Raw genomic sequence first — 16,066 nt, 5'->3', positions numbered from 1 at the left:
CATGGCAACACTCGAACTTCGCAATGTGCACAAGACCTACGGCGCGGGCTTGCCGGACACGCTCAAGGACATCCAGCTGGCGATCAAGGACGGCGAGTTCCTGATCCTGGTCGGCCCCTCGGGATGTGGCAAGTCGACACTGATGAACTGCATCGCCGGCCTGGAAAGCATCAGCGGCGGGGCGATCCTCATCGACGACGCGGATGTCAGCGGCATGAGCCCCAAGGATCGCGACATCGCCATGGTGTTTCAGTCTTACGCGCTGTACCCGACCATGAACGTGCGCGACAACATCGCCTTCGGCCTGAAGATCCGCAAGCTGCCCCAGGCGGCCATCGACGACGAGGTGGCGCGGGTGGCCAAGCTGCTGCAGATCGAGCACTTGCTGGCGCGCAAGCCCGGCCAGCTGTCCGGCGGCCAGCAGCAGCGCGTGGCCATGGGCCGGGCACTGGCGCGGCGGCCGAAGATCTACCTGTTCGACGAACCGCTGTCGAACCTGGACGCCAAGCTGCGGGTGGAGATGCGCACCGAGATCAAGCTGATGCACCAGCGCCTGAAGACCACCACGGTGTACGTCACCCACGACCAGATCGAAGCGATGACGCTCGGTGACAAGGTGGCGGTGATGAAGGACGGCATCATCCAGCAGTTCGGCACGCCGCAGCAGATCTACAACGACCCGGCCAACCTGTTCGTCGCCAGCTTCATCGGTTCGCCGCCGATGAACTTCATTCCGGTGCGCCTGAGCCGCCAGGAAGGTCGCGTGCTGGCCCTGCTCGACAGCGGTCAGGCGCGCTGCGAGCTGCCGCTGGGCGTAGCGGCGGCCGAGCTGGAGGGGCGTGAAGTGATCCTTGGCGTGCGTCCGGAGCAGATCAGCCTGGGCACCGCGCAGGGCAATGGCCTGCCGGGTATCCGCGCCGAGGTGCAGGTGACCGAACCCACCGGGCCGGACCTGCTGGTGTTCGTCACCCTCAACCAGACCAAGGTCTGCTGCCGCCTGGCGCCGGATGTGGCGTGCCGGGTCGGCGACAGCCTCGACTTGCAGTTCGACCCGGCGCGGGTGCTGCTGTTCGACGCCAGTAGCGGCGAACGCTTGGATCTTGCCGCCACCGCCATAAAGGACAACGTGACGCGTTTCAAAGGCCGTTAAGGACGGCGGTCGTACCCTGTAGGAGCGGCCTTGTGTCGCGAAAGGGCTGCAAAGCAGCCCCGGCAATTGTGCGGGATGCGCAGATCCTGGGGCCGCTTCGCAGCCCTATCGCGACACAAGGCCGCTCCTACAGACCCGCGCCGTTAAACCGTTCTGTTAATAACAAGAAAAGAGGACGCAAAGGGATGGAACATCGCAATCGCATCAGGACACTGGGCTCGCTGGCGTTGCTGGCCGTGGTCGGCAGCAGCGGGGCCCAGGCCGCCGAGGCTTTCTCGTCGGAATCGAAATGGATGACCGGCGACTGGGGCGGCACTCGCACCGAGCTGCTGGAGAAGGGTTATGACTTCACCCTCGATTATGTGGGCGAGGTGGCCGGCAACCTGCACGGCGGCTACAACGACGACAAGACCGCGCGCTACAGCGATCAGTTCGCCCTCGGCGCGCACCTGGACCTGGAAAAGATCTTCGGCTGGAAGGACACCGAGTTCAAGCTGGCGATCACCGAGCGTAGCGGCCGCAACCTGTCCAACGACCGCATCAGCGACCCACGTGCCGGGCAGTTCAGCTCGGTGCAGGAAGTCTGGGGCCGGGGCCAGACCTGGCGCCTGACCCAGATGTGGATCAAGCAGAAGTACTTCGACGGCGCGCTGGATGTGAAATTCGGCCGCTTCGGCGAGGGCGAGGACTTCAACAGCTTCCCCTGCGACTTCCAGAACCTGGCGTTCTGCGGCTCGCAGGTGGGCAACTGGGTTGGCGGTATCTGGTACAACTGGCCGGTCAGCCAGTGGGCGCTGCGGGTCAAGTACAACATCACCCCGCAATTCTTCGTCCAGGTTGGCGCCTTCGAGCAGAACCCGTCGAACCTGGAGACCGGCAACGGCTTCAAGCTCAGCGGCAGCGGCACCAAGGGCGCGATCCTGCCAGTGGAGGCGGTGTGGTCGCCCAAGGTCAACGGCCTGCCCGGCGAATACCGCCTGGGTTACTACTACAGCACCGCCAAGGCCGACGACGTGTACGACGACGTCAACGGCAACCCGCAGGCACTGACCGGCGCGGCGTTCAAGTCGCACTCCAGCAAGCATGGCTGGTGGGTGGTGGCGCAGCAGCAGGTCACTGCCCAGGCCGGTGATGTCAACCGTGGCTTGAGCCTGTTCGCCAACTTCACCGTGCACGACAAGGCCACCAACGTGGTCGACAACTACCAGCAGGTTGGCCTGGTCTACAAGGGCGCCTTCGATGCCCGGCCCAAGGACGACATCGGTTTCGGCATCGCCCGTATCCACGTCAACGACGACGTGAAAAAGCGCGCCGAACTGCTCAACGCCCAGTCCGGCATCAACGACTACGACAACCCAGGCTTCATGCCGCTGCAACGTACTGAATACAACGCCGAGCTCTACTACGGCTTCCACGTCACCAACTGGCTGACCGTGCGCCCCAACCTGCAGTACATCAAGAGCCCGGGCGGTGTCGACGAGGTGGACAACGCGCTGGTCGCGGGCTTGAAGATTCAGTCGTCATTCTGAGAAAAATTGTTGTAAATTTACGCCATCCATTTGGTCTGCCATTCACCACTGCTGCGCAGTGGTGAATGGGTCCAGGCCAAGACAGCGCTATCTCGAACAACAAAAGAGCTTGGAACCATGCCTGAACATCCGCTACATCGCTTTTTCACCTCGCAACGGCCCAGGCCGACCTTCGAGTGGGAGCGTTACCAGCAGCGCGATGTCCTGATCATCGATCACCCTCGGTGCCAGGCGGTGTTCAGCCGCCAGGGCGGGCAGTTGCTGCATTTCCAGCCGGCCGGTGAAAAGCCCTGGCTGTGGTGTGCCGAGCAGTGGCCGCAGGTTGGCGCCATCCGTGGTGGCGTGCCGGTGTGCTGGCCCTGGTACGGTCGCCATCCCAGCGAAGACCTGTGGCCGGCCCATGGCTGGGCGCGGCTGCTGGACTGGAAGCTGATCGACAGCCGCGAGGACGAGGAGGGCGTGAGCCTGACCTGGCGCCTGGACCTGTGCGACTGGCAGGTCGATTTGCACGCCCGCCTGGGCGCGAGCATGGAGCTGAGCCTGTGCACCGAGCACCAGGACAGCGAGCCCTGCCAGCTGAGCCATGCGCTACTGGCCTATTGGCGCATCAGCGACGTGTCGAAGATAGCGCTGTCTGGGCTCGAGGACATCGACGGCTATGATCGCCTCAATCGCCAGGCCTGCCGCGAAGACGGCGCGCTGACGCTCAAGGGCGGCTGCCAGAAGGTCTACCCGGGCACGCCGCGCGTGCAGTTGCAGGATCCGGCCTGGCAGCGTGAGCTGTGCATCGATACCGGTGACAGCGACGACACCGTGGTCTGGCACCCGGGCAACCGGCCATTGATGGGCGTGAGCGGGCGCGAGTGCCAGGGGTTCGTCTGCGTCGAAGTCGCCAGTGGCAGCGACGAGGGCCTGAGCCTGGCCCCGGGCGAGCGGGCGCACCTGCGCTTGCAGGCGCACCGGCTCAGCTGAGGTCGTCGTCGGCGACCGGATAGCGGCTGGCGTTGAGGCTTTCCTTGATCTTGCGCAGGTGCGGCTGGAAGTCCACGCCGCGGCGCAGGGTCATGCCGGTGGCCAGCACATCGAGCACGGTGAGCTGGATGATCCGCGAGGTCATCGGCATGTAGATGTCGGTGTCCTCCGGCAGCGGGATGTGCAGGCTCAGGCTGCAGGCCTGGGCCAGCGGCGAGCCGGCGGCGGTCAGGCCGAGCACCGAGGCGCCGTTTTCCCGCGCCAGGCGCGCCACCTCGACCAGTTCGCGGGTGCGCCCGGTGTAGGAGATGATCACGAACAGGTCGCCGGTGTGCGCCACCGAGGCCAGCATGCGCTGCATCAGCACGTCGGCATGGGCCGACACCGCCAGGTTGAAGCGGAAGAACTTGTGCTGGGCGTCCAGGGCCACCGGGGCCGAGGCGCCAAGGCCGAAGAAGTGGATCTGCCGGGCCTGGATCATCATGTCCACGGCGCGGCTGACCTGCTGCGGATCGAGCGCCTGGCAGGCGCTGTCCAGCGAGGCGATGGCGCTGCCGAAGATTTTCTGGGTATAGGCCGCCGGATCGTCGTCGGCCTCCACCGCGCGGCTCACGTAGGCGGCGCCGCTGGCCAGGCTCTGCGCCAGTTGCAGCTTGAGCTCGGGGTAGCCGCTGACGCCGAACGAGCGGCAGAAGCGGTTGACGGTCGGTTCGCTGACCTTGGCCGCCTGGGCCAGGGCGGCGATGCTGAAGCGGGTGGCCTGTTGCGGGTTGAGCAGGATGACTTCGGCGACTTTGCGCTCGGCCTTGTTCAGCTCGTCGAGGCGGCCCTGGATCTGTTCCAGGAGGTTGCGCACGCGGTCCATGGTGGGTCCTTGGGTCGGGAAGCAGGCTTTTTGCGATGGTGTGTATCCTACTGTCGGTAAGATTGTCACACCACTTGTCTGTAATGGCTGTAACTAATGTTGTGGTTTTTACTACATTGACCCTTGAAAAGCAGGGTTGAAAGCGGTATTTCTAGCTCAACTTTATAAAAGAACCAACATCATGGCAGCGATCAGTGTCGAACCTTGCACCTTTGCCCTCTTTGGCGCCCTCGGTGACCTGGCATTGCGCAAGCTGTTTCCTGCGCTCTACCAGCTCGACCGTGCCGACCTCCTGCACCCGGACACCCGCCTGCTGGCCCTGGCGCGCGAAGCCGGTAGCGCGCAAGCGCACCTGGACAACATCGAGGCCCATTTGCGCCTGCATGTGCCGGAGGCGGAAATCGACGCTGCCTCCCTGGGCCGTTTCCTCGGGCGCCTGAGCTACCTGCACCTGGACTTCGTCGAGCCCGAGGGCTACCAGGCCCTGGCCGAACAGGCGCCGAGCGCTCAGCCGCTGATCGCCTATTTCGCCACGGCGGCGGCAGTCTATGGCGCTATTTGCGAAAACCTCGACCGTGCAGGCCTGGCGCCGCGCACCCGGGTCGTGCTGGAGAAACCCATCGGCCACGACCTGGAGTCGTCGCGGCGGGTCAACGATGCCGTGGCGCGCTTCTTCCCCGAGAACCGCGTGTACCGCATCGACCACTACCTGGGCAAGGAGACGGTGCAGAACCTGATCGCCCTGCGCTTCGCCAACAGCCTGTTCGAAACCCAGTGGAACCAGAACTCCATCTCCCACGTGGAGATCACCGTCGCCGAGAAGGTCGGCATCGAAGGCCGCTGGGGCTACTTCGACAAGGCCGGCCAGTTGCGCGACATGATCCAGAACCACCTGTTGCAGCTGCTGTGCCTGATCGCCATGGACCCGCCGAGCGACCTGTCGGCCGACAGCATCCGCGACGAGAAGGTCAAGGTGCTCAAGGCACTGGCGCCGATCACCGGCGATGGCCTGAGCACCCGCGTGGTGCGTGGCCAGTACATCGCCGGCTACAGCGACGGCAAGCCGGTGCCGGGCTACCTCGAGGAAGACAACGCCAACGCCCAGAGCGACACCGAGACCTTCGTCGCCCTGCGTGCCGATATTCGCAACTGGCGCTGGTCGGGCGTGCCGTTCTACCTGCGTACCGGCAAGCGCATGCCGCAGAAACTGTCGCAGATCGTCATCCACTTCAAGGAAACCCCGCACTACATCTTCGCCCCGGAGCAGCGCTTGCAGATCGGCAACAAGCTGATCATCCGCCTGCAGCCAGACGAAGGCATCTCGCTGCGGGTGATGACCAAGGAGCAGGGCCTGGACAAGGGCATGCAACTGCGCAGCGGCCCGCTGCAGCTGAATTTTTCCGACACCTGGCGCAGCGCGCGGATTCCGGATGCCTACGAGCGCTTGCTGCTGGAAGTGATGCGCGGCAACCAGAACCTGTTCGTGCGCAAGGACGAGATCGAGTACGCCTGGCAGTGGTGTGACCAGCTGATCGCCGGCTGGAAGCACACCGGCGACGCGCCCAAGCCCTATGCGGCCGGTTCCTGGGGGCCGATGAGCTCGATTGCACTGATCACCCGCGATGGGAGGGCCTGGTATGGCGATATCTGAACTGCAACTGCCGGCGACCGTGAAGGTTCACGAGCTGGCCGATCCGAAAACCCTGGCGGCGACCCAGGCCCATGATGTGGCCGAGCGCCTGCGCCAGGCGATCGCCAGCAAGGGGCAGGCCTGCTTGGTGCTGTCTGGCGGGCGTAGCCCGGTGCCGTTCCTCGAGAAGCTGGCCGGCGAGGCGCTGGACTGGACCCGGGTCACCGTGAGCCTGGCCGACGAGCGCTGGGTGCCGGTGGCCCACCAAGACAGCAACGCCGGCTTGCTGGCCCGTCACTTGTTCAAGGGGCCGGCGGCCAAGGCTCGCTTTATCGGGCTCTACCAACCTGCCGCGACCCTCGAAGCTGCTGCCGAGCAGGCTGACCAGGTGCTGGCCGACCTGCCGCCGATCGACGTGCTGGTGTTGGGCATGGGCGACGATGGCCATACCGCCTCGCTGTTCCCGGCCAGCCCCAACCTGCGCCAGGGCCTGGCCAAGGTCGGCGAGCGCCGCTGCCTGCCGATGCTGGCGCCCAGTGTGCCGCACCAGCGCCTGAGCATGACCCGCGCGCTGCTGGCCAGTGCCGGCCTGACCCTGTTGGCGGTACAGGGCGCGGGCAAGCTCGCCACCCTGCGCACCGCGCTGGCGGGCGAAGACCCAACCGAAATGCCGATCCGCGCCTTTCTTCACGACCCCCTGGACATCTACTGGTGCCCATGAGCCAAGGACCCATTGTCATGACCACCCTCGAACGCCCCCAGCCTTTGCTCTCGATGGCCGAGAAAGCCCAACGCATCGATGCGATCTGCGACAAGGCGCGCATCCTGCCGGTGATCACCATCGCCCGTGAGGAAGACATCCTGCCCCTGGCCGACGCCTTGGCCGCGGGCGGCATCCGCACCCTGGAAGTGACCCTGCGCTCGCAACACGGCCTGAAGGCCATCCAGGTGCTGCGCGAGCAGCGCCCGGAGCTGTGCGTCGGCGCTGGCACCGTGCTCGACCGCGGCATGTTCGCGGCTGTCGAGGCGGCGGGCGCGCAGTTCGTCGTCACCCCGGGCATTACCCAGGACATTCTCGAGGCCGGCGTGGACAGCGATATCCCGTTGTTGCCGGGCATCAGCACACCGTCGGAAATCATGATGGGCTACGCCCTCGGCTACCGGCGCTTCAAGCTGTTCCCTGCGGAAATCAGCGGTGGTGTGGCGGCGATCAAGGCCTTTGCCGGCCCGTTTGGCGACATTCGCTTCTGTCCCACCGGCGGGGTGAACCCGGCCAACGTGCGCAACTACATGGCCTTGCCGAATGTAATGTGCGTGGGTGGCACCTGGATGCTCGACAGCAGCTGGATCAAGAACGGTGACTGGGCGCGGATCGAGGCGTGCAGCGCCGAGGCGATGGCGTTGCTGGACTGACAGATTTCGTTGTGTGCTACACGGCTTGTGGGGCGCTTGGTCGGCGCCCATTTTTTTCGCCTGTAGGAGCGGCCTTGTGTCGCGAAAGGGCCGCCAAGCGGCCCCGGCGATCTTTGCATGAACGCTGATATCCTGGGGACCGCGTTGCGGCCCTTTCGCGACACAAGGCCGCTCCTATGTATGGACTCGCCTACATTGTCTACCTGCTTTTCGAACAAGGTTACCCGGTTGCATCTATGTATCAGGCCTATTCGAGGAAGCTTGGTGCTTCTGGCCAACATCGGGTGAGCTCGCAGCATGCCCATTACATTCAGGCCTCTTGGGCCGGTAGGAGCGTAGGCATTGATCCGCGACGGTCTTACCTAGGGTCGATGTTCACTAGCAGGGGCTGGGGCGCTCGGCACCCCGGTGGCGTAACGCTGTAAGTCAGCGGCTCATGGCGGGCTCCTGACGATCATCCGGTTGACGTTGGTAAACCTGCTCTCCTTGTAGCAGCACCCAAATGATGCGCAGATTTCGATTAGCCAGTCTGATCGCCGCCTCCTTGCGACCAAGCCGAGTTAACCATCGCAAGAGGCGGCGATCGTCTGGCTGATCGGAATCAGGCTTCAAATGGCTAAGAACCGCGTGCGCACCCTGGATCATCATGCTGCGTAAGTAGCCGTCACCTCGCTTGCTCATCTTGCCCAGCCTGACCTTCTTTCCACTGCTGTGCTGGTCGGGCACCAGGCCAAAGTAAGCGGCAAACTGTCGAGCATTGGGGAACCGCGAAGGTTCAGGCTGCTTGGCCAGCATCGCTGTGGCGATGATCGGGCCGACACCGCGTATCGTCATCAGGCGGCATGCGACCTTGTCGGCCCCCGCCGCTGTTTCGAGCCGTCCTGTCAGGACGGCGATACGCTCGCCCAGATAGCGCCATTCGGCGAGCAGTTCATCGAGCAATTCACGCAGCAGATCTGGTAATGGTTGGGTCGCATCTTCAAGAATCCGCGACACACCTTGGCTGACGGCAAAATCGCCTTGCGCCAGGGCGACGCCCTGTTCCAGTAACAGGCCGCGGATCTGGTTGCCTAGCGCGGTGTGGCGCCTGACATAGCCTCTGCGAGCGCGGTGTAAAGCTTGAATCGCCAAAGCGGCAGTGCTCTTGATCGGCACCGCAGCAATGCTGGTATCCCGGCCTGCGCGCAAGATGGCATGGGCGTCGTTACGATCATTCTTGGCACCACTGCGGTGCTCCGCCACTCGCTGCGCGGGCAGGATGCGGACTGGGGTGCCCTGCGCCTGGAGCAAACGCCCCCATGCTTGAGCGCCGGGGCCACTTTCCATCAGGACCGTCACGGTGGGTGGCAGCTTGGTCAGGAACGCGTGAAAGGCTTCACGGGATTTGATTCGATCTTCGTAGATGACGCGCCCGGAGCCGTCATCTCCGGCCACCTGAAAGACTTGCTTGGCCAAGTCGACTGACAGGTGTTGGCAAAGCGTTACATCGGTGGAAGACAGGGAATTGCGCTTCGTCCTATGCTTGCTCATGGTCTCGCCCTCGCTGCCGTTGGCTTCTTAGAACGCCACCGTGGCACTGTGATGCCTCGGCGGGGGCGAGTCCATCCGATTACAGGGGTACGCAGTGCCCTGCTACAGACAAAAAAGCCCGCATCGAGGATGCGGGCTTTGGTCATCGGCGATGACTTACGCCGCCTTGGCCTGCTGCTGGCTCAGCGAGCGGTTCAGTGCACTGAACAGTGCCTTGAAGCTGGCGGTGGTGATGTTCTCGTCGATACCCACGCCGTGTACCGGACGCCCACCGGCCACGCGCAGCTCGATGTAGGCTGCCGCCTTGGCGTTGGTGCCGGCACCGATGGCGTGTTCGTTGTAGTCCATGATCTCGACGCTGACCGGCAAGCCGGCGACCAGCGCCTCCAGGGCACCGTTGCCCTTGCCGTGCCAGTGCAGGGTGGTCTCGCCTTCACCGGAGACTTCCACCTGCACATGGCTGCTGCCGTTTTCTTCCTGCAGGCGGTGACTGACCAGTGCGTACGGCGCGTTGGCCTGGAGGTATTCCTTCTGCAGCAGCTTGTAGATCTGCTCGGCGGTCATTTCCAGGCCCAGGCGATCAGTCTCGCCTTGCACCACCTGGCTGAACTCGATCTGCATGCGGCGCGGCAGGCTGATGCCGTATTCCTGCTCGAGCAGGTAGGTGATGCCGCCCTTGCCCGACTGGCTGTTGACGCGGATCACCGCCTCGTAGCTGCGGCCGATGTCGGCCGGGTCGATCGGCAGGTACGGCACTTCCCAGAGCTCGCCTTCCTGCTGCTTGGTGAAGCCCTTGCGGATGGCGTCCTGGTGCGAGCCGGAGAACGCGGTATGGACCAGGTCGCCGACATAGGGGTGACGTGGGTGTACCGGCAGCTGGTTGCACTCCTCGACGACCTTGCGCACGCCGTCGATATCGGAGAAGTCCAGCTGCGGGTCGATACCCTGGGTGTAGAGGTTCAGCGCGAGGGTGACCAGGTCGACGTTGCCGGTGCGTTCGCCGTTGCCGAACAGGCAGCCTTCGGCGCGGTCGGCGCCGGCCATCAGGCCCAGCTCGGTGGCGGCGATGCCGGTGCCACGGTCGTTGTGGGTGTGCAGGCTGATGATCACGCTGTCACGACGGTTGACGTTGCGGCAGAACCATTCGATCTGGTCGGCGTAGACGTTCGGCGTGGCGACTTCGACGGTGGCCGGCAGGTTGAGGATGATCTTGTGCTCGGGGGTCGGGTTCCACACCTCGATCACCGCATCGCACACCTCTTTGGCGAACTCCAGTTCGGTGGCGCTGAAGGTTTCCGGCGAGTACTGGAACGTCCACTGGGTATCCGGCTGCTGGGCTGCGTACTTGACGAACAGCTTGGCGGCGTTGACCGCGATGTCCTTCACGCCCTGCTTGTCCTGGTTGAAGACGATACGGCGGAACGACGGGCAGGTGGCGTTGTACAGGTGGACGATGGCCTTCTTGGCGCCGCGCAGCGATTCGAAGGTGCGGGCGATGAGGTCTTCACGGGCCTGGGTCAGCACCTGGATGGTGGTGTCGTCCGGGATGTGGCCGCCTTCGATCAGGGTGCGCACGAAGTCGAAGTCGGTTTGCGAGGCGGAGGGGAACGAGGCCTCGATTTCCTTCACGCCGACCTGCACCAAGGTCTTCCAGAACCGCAGCTTCTTCTCGGCATCCATCGGTTCGATCAGCGACTGGTTGCCATCACGCAGGTCGGAGCTGCACCAGATCGGCGCCTGGGTGATGGCCTTCGACGGCCAGGTACGATCGGGCAAGTCGATGGTCGGGAACGCGCGGTACTTCTTCGAAGGGTCTTTGAGCATGGTCATGCAAGCATTCCTTTTATGTGCGGCCGTGATCGGGCCTGCCAAACGAAAACGAGAGAAAAGGCGAGGCGACGCGATTCACCCTGGTAGTCGGGCGCTGACCAGGCAGAGGCTGCGATGTTGTCGGAGCAGGGTGCTGAAGATGTTCATGTGCTCAACCCTAACCAGTGGGTTGGGGGATGGCAAGCATTGCGGGAAAATTGAGAGGAATGCTTAAAAAAATGATGTTGTAGAGTTTTTATGGCTGTTGATTAGGTTCTGTTGAGATTTTATTGCGTGATGTTTTTTCGTTGCGCAAATCGCCGGGCCAACCCGCATCCCACGATGCCACCCTCGGCTGCGTGGCCGCGGGCAGCCCCGGCGATTGCGGTTTCAGGGCTGGAACGCACCGATGAAGATCGCCGGGTCGACCCGCGCATCGTTGAGGCTGACGTTCCAGTGCATGTGCGGCCCGGTGGCTCGGCCGGTCGCGCCCACCCGGCCGACCACTTCGCCACGGCGCAGCACCTGGCCCGGCTTCACGTCGATCTTGGACATGTGGCAGAACATGCTGATGAAGCCCTGGCCGTGGTCGACGAATACCGTGCGGCCATTGAAGAAGTAGTCCCCTACCAGGATCACCTTGCCATTGGCCGGGGTCTTGATCGGTGTCCCGGCCGGCACGGCGAAGTCCAGGCCGGCGTGGGGGTTGCGCTCTTCGCCATTGAAGAAGCGGCGCACGCCGAACTTGCTCGACAGCGGGCCGTTGACCGGCTTGTCCAGCACCAGGTTGCTTGGCAGCGTCGGGCTGAAGCTGCGGTAGGCCTTGATCTGCTCGGCCAGTTCGCGGTCGATGCGCTTGAGGTCCTGGGGCTCGGGGTTGACCTGGCGCTTGTTCTTCAAGGTGATGTGCTGCTCGGGGTATTTCTTGCTGCCGACGTTGAAGGCAATGTTGCGCCCGCCCTGGGTCAGCATGGCGCTGCCAGGTTTTTGCGTCAGCGGGATGCCGACGATGGCCAGCCAGTTGTCCTGCTCCTTGACCACCAGTACCGGCTTGCCGTCGAAGCGCGCCGCCGGAGCGCTGGCGGCCGGCCCCAGGTCGACCACCGCGACGCCGCCGGGCACCGGTTTGTTGAGGGTGCGGGTGATGTAGCTGGCCTGGGCGGCAGTGACCGGCAGCAGCAGGGCGAGGGCAAGCAGGGGCGCGAACAGGCGGGGCATGTGTCAGTCCAGTAGCGAGAGGGTGACCGGGGTCTGGTGGTTGTCCTCGACCCGCACCTGGAGCTCGCCTTCGTTGAGGCGGGCGGTCAGGCGCTGGCCGTTTTGCGTCTGCGCGGCGCTGCGAATGGCCTGGCCGCGGTCATCGAGGAGAATACTGTAGCCGCGGGCGAGGGTGGCCAGCGGGCTGACCACCTGCAGGGTCTGCAGCTGCGCCTGGAAGCGCTGGCGGCGGTCCTTGAGCACGTCGCGCATGGCCCGTGGCAGGCGCTCGGCAAGGCTGTCCAGGCGCTGCCTGAGCAGCTTCAGGTTGCGCCCTGGATGCTGCGCGGCCAGGCGCATGTCGAGGCGGCCCAGGCGTTGCTGGCGCTGGTTCATGTCGAGCATGAAGGCGCGGCGCAGGCGCATGTCCAGGTCGTCCAGGCGCTGGGCCTGCTGGCGCAGGCGCTCGCCGGGGTGGCGCAGGCGCCGGGCCAGGCCGTCCACGCGCAGGCGCTCGTGGGCCAGGCGGTTCTGCATGCGCAGCAGCAGGCGCCGTTGCAGGCCCTCCAGGCGCTGCTGCAGGCCGCTGCTGTCGGGGGCCAGCAGTTCGGCGGCGGCCGACGGCGTGGGCGCGCGCACGTCGGCGACGAAGTCGCTGATCGACACGTCGGTTTCATGGCCGACGGCGCTGACGATCGGCGTGACGCAGGCGGCCACGGCGCGGGCCACGGCTTCTTCGTTGAAGCACCAGAGGTCTTCCAGCGAGCCGCCACCACGGGCCAGGATCAGCGCGTCGAAGCCTTGGCGATCGGCCATCTGCACGGCGCGGACGATCTGCGCGATGGCTTCGCGGCCTTGCACGGCGGTGGGAATCAGGTTCAGCTCGACCTGCGGCGCACGGCGGCCGAACACACTGATGATGTCGCGGATCACCGCGCCGGTGGGCGAGGTGATGATGCCGATGCGCTGCGGGTGCGCCGGCAAGGGCTGCTTGCGCTCGGTGCTGAACAGGCCTTCGGCGCCGAGCTTTTCCTTCAGCGCCTCGAACGCCAGGCGCAGGGCGCCGTCGCCGGCCGGCTCGACAGTGTCGAGGATCAGCTGGTAGTCGCCGCGCCCCTCGAACAGCGAGACCTTGCCGCGCACCTTGACCGCCAGGCCGTCGCGCAGGGCCTGGCGCACCCGCGCGGCGTTCTGCCGGAACAACGCGCAGCGGATCTGTGCGCCGCTGTCCTTGAGGGTGAAGTACATGTGGCCGGAGGCCGGGCGGGCGAGGTTGGAAATCTCGCCTTGCACCCAGACGCTGCGGAACACGTCCTCGAGCAGCACGCGGGCGCGGCCGTTGAGCTGGCTGACGGTGAGGACCTCGCGGTCCAGGCCGAGTCGTTCGAAGGGGTCTGTGATCATGGCAGGCATCATAAAGGACATCGGCCCTGGTTGTCTGTCCTGGCCCGGTCGTCGCGGCAGGGCACGATCATTGTAGGAGCGGCCTTGTGTCGCGATCGGGCCGCAGAGCAGCCCTGCCGGTCTCTGCGGCAAAGCTGAAGAACTGGGGCTGCTTCGCAGCCCGATCGCGACACAAGGCCGCTCCTACAGGGTGTTTGCGTGAAGGCCTCAATACATCATCGCCGCCACAAACTGCTGCACCAGCTCCCCGGCATCCCGGCGACACGCCAGCGCCACGGTACTTTGGCAGGCCTCGGCCAACGGCACGAAGCGCACCGCCGGCGGGGCGATCTCGCGCATGCTCGCCGGCAGCAACGCCACCCCGAACCCGGCCTGGATCAGCTGCAACTGGGTGGTCTTGCGCGACACCACCTGCGCCGCCCGGGGGAAGAAGCCCGCGGCCATGCACAGCGACGCCGACAGGTAGCTCAGGCCACCGCGCTGGCGGTGCGGAATGGAGATGAAGCGCTCCTCGCGCAACTGGCCCAGCTGCACGCTGGCGGCCCCCGCCAGTGGGTGCTGCGCCGCCACCGCCAACAGCAGGGGTTCATCGAACAAGGCGTGCAGCGCCACGCCCTCATGCTGGCGCAACACAGGCAGGCGCAACAGGCCGATATCCAGGCGCCCTTCGGCGATGTCCTCCAGCTGTGCTTCGGACGATTGCTGGGCGATTTCCAGCGACACGCCAGGGTTGGCCGCCAGGTACCCGCCCAACTGGGCGAGCAGTCGCCCAGTCAGGGGCACGGTGCTGGAGTGGTTCAGGCGCAGGCTGCCACGCAGGCCCTGGCCGACTTCCCGGGCCAGGCGCTCGGCCTTGTCCAGGTCGGCCAGCAGGCGCCGGGCGCGATCAAGGAAGGCCAGCCCGGCGGCGGTCAGCCGGGGCTGGCGCGCGGTGCGCTCGAACAAGGGCGTTTCGAGCTGCAGTTCCAGCTCCTTGATCTGCCGGCTCAGGGCCGACTGGGCAATGTACAGCCGCTCGGCCGCTGCACTGAAGCTGCCGCTCTCGGCGATTTCGACGAAGTAACGCAACTGGCGGATTGAAGTCATGTCATGCCTTTTCAAGATGGCTTGTGGCGCAAAGGCATATTAGTCGGCATGGCTTGCGCCTGGCTAACCTTCAGCTGTCTTCTGAGGAATTGCCCCGATGTTCGCTCAACTGTCGTTTTCCACGCTTGACTGGCTGCCCATCCTGTTGGCGGTCGGGGCGGCCTATATCGTCTTTGGCATTGCCGGCTTCGGCACCGCGCTGGTGGCCGGGCCCGTGCTGATCCATTTCATGCCGTTGTCGCGGATCGTCCCGTTGCTGGTGCTGCTGGACTTCGTCGCCGCCTTCGGCAACCTGCTGCCGTCGCGGCGCGACGTGGTACGCGGCGAACTGCTCAGGCTGCTGCCGTTCATGGCCGTGGGCTGCACGCTGGGCGTGGTGTTCCTGCTGCGCCTGAAGTCGGATGTGCTGCTGTTGCTGATGGGCTTGTTCGTCACCGCCTATGCGGTCTATGGCCTGGCGGTGAAGGTGCGCCCGGCGAGCCTGTCGGGTGCCTGGGCGGTGCCCATGGGCACGGTGGGCGGGTTGTTCGGCGCACTGTTCGGCAGTGGCGGTTTTTTATACGCGATCTACCTCAGCGCACGGCTGGAGGGCAAGGAACAGGTGCGGGCGACCCAGGTCGCGCTGATCAGTTGCAGCACGGTGGTGCGCCTGTCGCTGTTCCTGATCGCCGGCGTGTATGCCGACGTCAGCCTGCTGCTGCTGGCCGCCTGCCTGCTGCCGGTGATGTTCGCCGGTACCTGGCTGGGGCGACGGCTGACCCTCAGGCTGTCCCGCGAGGCCTTCGTGCGGTTGATCACCTGGCTGGTGCTGGCCAGCGGCCTGGCGTTGATCGGTCGCTACCTGAGTGCCTGAGCAGGCGGTAGAATTGCGCCATTACCGCAGTTCGCAGGCCCGCCTCAAGCATGAATACCCAGAGCATCATCGTCCCCAAGCAGTCCACCGTGCCGGTGCACGAAGCCCGCGCCCGCGCCATTTTGCGCTGGCTGGTGCGCGAGAAGATCGTCGAGGAGCAACTGAGCACCTGTGGCCGTACCGGCAACCGCATGGGCCATGCCCTGGCCGCCGGGGCGCGCAAGATTGCGCTGCACCCCGAGAAACTACCGCTTGGCGAACAGGTCAATGGCCTGGAAGTGATGCTCAAGCGCTGCATCTACACGCCCAGCGAAGGCTTTCTCGAGGAAGCCGGTTGCCCGCAGTGCCGGCGCGAGGTCGGCGAGCCGCTGTTCGAGAGCCTGGAAGAGTGGATGCCTGGGGTGAGCGACAACTTCACCTGCCCGCTGTGCGGCTTCGAAGATGACATCAATGGCTTCCTGTACCTGCAGCCGTGTGCCTTTTCCAACCTGGGGTTCATCTTCAATAACTGGGGCGAGGCCGGGTTTACCCAGGCCTTTCTCGACAGCTTCGCCGACTGGCTGGATCAGCCGGTGGCGGTCGTGCAGGTGAAACTGGCGCAAGGCTGACCGAAGGCCCCTTTTTTGCA

General features: G+C 65.0%; 14 protein-coding genes. 8 read left to right on the top strand and 6 right to left on the bottom strand.

Annotated elements, in window-relative coordinates; translation table 11 throughout:
• Position 1 precedes the first annotated feature (1 nt).
• The 3 genes from KSS95_RS22545 to KSS95_RS22535 all read left to right on the top strand — a co-directional run bounded on the left by KSS95_RS22545 (position 2) and on the right by KSS95_RS22535 (position 3,651).
• Positions 2 to 1,150 (top strand): ABC transporter ATP-binding protein, encoded by a 1,149-nt coding sequence (locus KSS95_RS22545; protein ID WP_217849770.1) that lies wholly within the window; start codon positions 2 to 4, stop codon positions 1,148 to 1,150.
• A gap of 185 nt (positions 1,151 to 1,335) precedes the next feature.
• Positions 1,336 to 2,679: a carbohydrate porin gene (locus KSS95_RS22540; protein ID WP_217849769.1), complete on the top strand. Its 1,344-nt coding sequence runs from the start codon at positions 1,336 to 1,338 to the stop codon at positions 2,677 to 2,679.
• Between the two features lie 117 nt (positions 2,680 to 2,796).
• Complete coding sequence (locus KSS95_RS22535; protein ID WP_217849767.1) at positions 2,797 to 3,651, top strand: D-hexose-6-phosphate mutarotase; 855 nt, start codon at positions 2,797 to 2,799, stop codon at positions 3,649 to 3,651.
• Here the strand turns inward: KSS95_RS22535 and hexR are convergent.
• Positions 3,644 to 4,507, bottom strand: coding sequence for a DNA-binding transcriptional regulator HexR (gene hexR / locus KSS95_RS22530; protein ID WP_217854065.1), 864 nt, complete (start codon positions 4,505 to 4,507; stop codon positions 3,644 to 3,646). The genes KSS95_RS22535 and hexR overlap by 8 nt on opposite strands.
• A gap of 190 nt (positions 4,508 to 4,697) precedes the next feature.
• Here hexR and zwf point away from each other — a divergent pair, with 190 nt between their 5' ends.
• Genes zwf through KSS95_RS22515 form a run of 3 tightly spaced genes read left to right on the top strand, consistent with a single transcriptional unit; the run spans position 4,698 to position 7,559 of the window.
• A complete protein-coding gene (gene zwf, locus KSS95_RS22525; RefSeq protein WP_217849766.1) occupies positions 4,698 to 6,167 on the top strand; it encodes a glucose-6-phosphate dehydrogenase in 1,470 nt (489 codons plus the stop codon).
• Complete coding sequence (gene pgl, locus KSS95_RS22520; RefSeq protein ID WP_217849759.1) at positions 6,154 to 6,867, top strand: 6-phosphogluconolactonase; 714 nt, start codon at positions 6,154 to 6,156, stop codon at positions 6,865 to 6,867. The genes zwf and pgl overlap by 14 nt, the downstream gene beginning before the upstream one ends.
• Before the next feature lie 17 nt (positions 6,868 to 6,884).
• Complete coding sequence (locus tag KSS95_RS22515) at positions 6,885 to 7,559, top strand: bifunctional 4-hydroxy-2-oxoglutarate aldolase/2-dehydro-3-deoxy-phosphogluconate aldolase (RefSeq protein WP_217849754.1); 675 nt, start codon at positions 6,885 to 6,887, stop codon at positions 7,557 to 7,559.
• A gap of 426 nt (positions 7,560 to 7,985) precedes the next feature.
• Here KSS95_RS22515 and KSS95_RS22510 read toward each other — a convergent pair whose 3' ends face one another.
• The 5 genes from KSS95_RS22510 to KSS95_RS22490 all read right to left on the bottom strand — a co-directional run bounded on the left by KSS95_RS22510 (position 7,986) and on the right by KSS95_RS22490 (position 14,585).
• Positions 7,986 to 9,089 carry an IS110 family RNA-guided transposase gene (locus KSS95_RS22510; protein ID WP_217848121.1) on the bottom strand — a complete coding sequence of 368 codons (1,104 nt, stop codon included), beginning with the start codon at positions 9,087 to 9,089 and terminating at the stop codon, positions 7,986 to 7,988.
• Between the two features lie 156 nt (positions 9,090 to 9,245).
• Positions 9,246 to 10,919, bottom strand: a complete 1,674-nt coding sequence (gene leuA, locus KSS95_RS22505) for a 2-isopropylmalate synthase (RefSeq protein ID WP_217849752.1) — start codon at positions 10,917 to 10,919, stop codon at positions 9,246 to 9,248.
• Between the two features lie 369 nt (positions 10,920 to 11,288).
• On the bottom strand, positions 11,289 to 12,116 hold the full coding sequence (locus KSS95_RS22500; RefSeq protein WP_217849750.1) for a M23 family metallopeptidase: 828 nt from the start codon (positions 12,114 to 12,116) through the stop codon (positions 11,289 to 11,291).
• Between the two features lie 3 nt (positions 12,117 to 12,119).
• Positions 12,120 to 13,499, bottom strand: coding sequence for an exodeoxyribonuclease VII large subunit (gene xseA, locus KSS95_RS22495; RefSeq protein WP_217849748.1), 1,380 nt, complete (start codon positions 13,497 to 13,499; stop codon positions 12,120 to 12,122).
• Between the two features lie 207 nt (positions 13,500 to 13,706).
• A complete protein-coding gene (locus tag KSS95_RS22490; protein ID WP_217849746.1) occupies positions 13,707 to 14,585 on the bottom strand; it encodes a LysR substrate-binding domain-containing protein in 879 nt (292 codons plus the stop codon).
• Positions 14,586 to 14,682: 97 nt separating this feature from the next.
• Between KSS95_RS22490 and KSS95_RS22485 the strand changes: the two genes are divergently transcribed.
• Together KSS95_RS22485 and KSS95_RS22480 are read left to right on the top strand one after the other, a co-directional pair.
• Positions 14,683 to 15,438, top strand: a complete 756-nt coding sequence (locus KSS95_RS22485; RefSeq protein ID WP_217849745.1) for a sulfite exporter TauE/SafE family protein — start codon at positions 14,683 to 14,685, stop codon at positions 15,436 to 15,438.
• A 50-nt stretch (positions 15,439 to 15,488) separates the two neighbouring features.
• A complete protein-coding gene (locus KSS95_RS22480) occupies positions 15,489 to 16,046 on the top strand; it encodes a sugar ABC transporter ATPase (RefSeq protein WP_217849743.1) in 558 nt (185 codons plus the stop codon).
• Positions 16,047 to 16,066 lie beyond the last annotated feature (20 nt).

This window comes from Pseudomonas muyukensis, assembly GCF_019139535.1.
Taxonomy (GTDB): Bacteria; Pseudomonadota; Gammaproteobacteria; order Pseudomonadales; family Pseudomonadaceae; genus Aquipseudomonas; species Aquipseudomonas muyukensis.
Note: the sequence above shows the minus strand (reverse complement) of the source record. Positions and strands in the feature narration are given on the sequence as shown.